The 1868-nt window shown below is 69.5% G+C and carries 4 protein-coding genes; 3 read left to right on the forward strand and 1 reads right to left on the reverse strand.

All coding sequences use genetic code 11. The features are described 5' to 3' along the window. Together APY03_RS43350 and APY03_RS06325 are read left to right on the forward strand one after the other, a co-directional pair. The coding region (locus APY03_RS43350; protein WP_232324175.1) for an NAD(P)/FAD-dependent oxidoreductase at positions 1–505 on the forward strand (505 nt) is incomplete at its 5' end. Positions 506–533: 28 nt separating this feature from the next. Further along, positions 534–1100, forward strand: coding sequence for a phosphatase PAP2 family protein (locus APY03_RS06325; protein ID WP_068675029.1), 567 nt, complete (start codon positions 534–536; stop codon positions 1098–1100). Positions 1101–1135: 35 nt separating this feature from the next. Here the strand turns inward: APY03_RS06325 and APY03_RS06330 are convergent, their stop codons facing one another. Beyond that, positions 1136–1396 (reverse strand): TIGR04438 family Trp-rich protein, encoded by a 261-nt coding sequence (locus APY03_RS06330; protein WP_068675031.1) that lies wholly within the window; start codon positions 1394–1396, stop codon positions 1136–1138. 103 nt (positions 1397–1499) lie between these two features. Between APY03_RS06330 and APY03_RS06335 the strand changes: the two genes are divergently transcribed. Further along, on the forward strand, positions 1500–1805 hold the full coding sequence (locus APY03_RS06335) for a c-type cytochrome (protein WP_068675033.1): 306 nt from the start codon (positions 1500–1502) through the stop codon (positions 1803–1805). The last annotated feature ends 63 nt before the right edge of the window (positions 1806–1868 follow it).

Raw genomic sequence — 1868 nt, forward strand, 5'->3', positions numbered from 1 at the left:
GCTGGCACTCGTGGGCCGGGCTCGCGAAGTGACGCTGGTGCATCGGCGCGACGGCTTCCAGGCCGACGAAGAGCTCGTGGCACGCATGCGGGCGGCGGTGGCCCAGGGCACGATGCGCTTCGCCGTGGGCCAGCCTGCGGCCTTCGACGGCCGGGCGCTGCAGATCTCGACACCCGATGCGCAGACTCTGACCCTGCCGCTCGATGCGCTCATTGCCTGCCTCGGCATCTCGCCCCGGCTCGGGCCCATCGCCGACTGGGGGCTGGATCTGGTGCGCAAGCAGGTGCCGGTCGACACCGAGCGCTTCCAGACCCGCGAGGCGGGGGTGTTCGCGGTCGGCGACATCAACACCTACCCGGGCAAGAAGAAGCTGATCGTCTGCGGCTTCCACGAGGCCACGCTGGCGGCCTGGGGCGCCACGGGCATCGTGTTTCCCGGCAAGGCCGTGCCCCTGCAGTACACCACCACCAGCACGCGCCTGCACGAGTTGCTGGGCGTGGGCTGAGCGCCACAATCCAGCACCCGCAGCCATCATGTCCGCCCTGCTGGACCTGAACATCGCCCTGTTCCGGCTGGTTGGCGGCGGCTACCACCCGGACGCGCGGCTTCTGTGGGCGGCCAGCAAGGTCGCGGAGGGCTCGACGTGGCTCTGCGTTGCCGTGATGGCGTGGGCCGCATGGCGGCATCCCGGGCATCGCCTCTATGTGGTCGGTGCGCTGCTGGCGGCGGGGGCCGCGTCGATACTGGCCCACATGCTGGCTGAAGCCGTTGCCATGCCGCGGCCCTTCGTCCTGGGACTGAGCCCGCCACACATCGAGCACGGGGTGCGTGGCTCCTTGCCGAGCGCGCACGCCTCCGTGATGTTCACCGTCGGGCTGGTGTTCTGCCTGCGCGGGGCGCTGCGCAAGGCGGGCATGGCGATCCTGGCCATCGCCCTGATCACCGGCTGGGCCCGCGTCTACGTCGGCGTGCATTTTCCGCTCGACGTGGTTGCAGGACTGCTGCTCGCCGCCTTGATCGCGACGGTGTTCCGAGGGCTCGAGGGCTTGGTGCAGCGCTTCCTCGTGCCACCGGTGAGCCGGGACGCTCCCCGGAGCTGACGCCTTGCGGGCCTCAAGGGGGGACGAGCGACGGATCAGCGCCCGCGGCGGCGCCGGTTGGAGCGGGTGGTCAGCAGACCCATCTGGCTGCGTTGCCGATCGATGCGCGCCTGCCGGCGCTCGTTCTCGCGCTCGACCACCTTGCGCTTGGTGTAGCCCGAGGCGTCGGCCCAGGCCCACCAGGCAGCGGCCAGTGCGAAGGGGATGAGCACCACCCACCAGCTCCATTGCGCGACGAAGCCGACCTCGAAGAACTTGAGGGCCACGCCGAGCAGGCCGAGGAAAAGAAACCACATGAGAGAACCCCTCCGATCGTCCGGCCGCATCAGAACGGGCCGTGCACCGCGCTACCTACAATCGCGTTGGATCGACTTTAACGCACCCACGTCACTGAACCCCATGAAAAGAGCGCTTCTCGTCGCCGCCTTCGGGCTGGCCGCAACGTCTCCCGCCCTGGCCGACCTCGCACTGGCCACTTCCAAGAACTGCATGAGCTGCCACGCCGTCGAGCGCAAGGTCCTGGGCCCCTCCTTCAAGGAGATCGCGGCCAAGTACAAGGACAACAAGGGGGCCGCCGACATGCTGGCGACCAAGATCGTGAAGGGCGGCTCCGGCGTCTGGGGCGCGGTGCCGATGCCCGCCAACAACCAGGTCAGCGAGGCCGACTCCAAGAAGCTAGCGGCCTGGGTCCTGTCGACGAAGTAGCGGCGCCCCGGCTGCGTCAGACGGGAGGCGGCATGCCGCCGCCAGGAGCCGCAACGGCGGGGG

The organism is Variovorax sp. WDL1, from assembly GCF_001541225.1.
Classification (GTDB): Bacteria; Pseudomonadota; Gammaproteobacteria; order Burkholderiales; family Burkholderiaceae_C; genus Variovorax.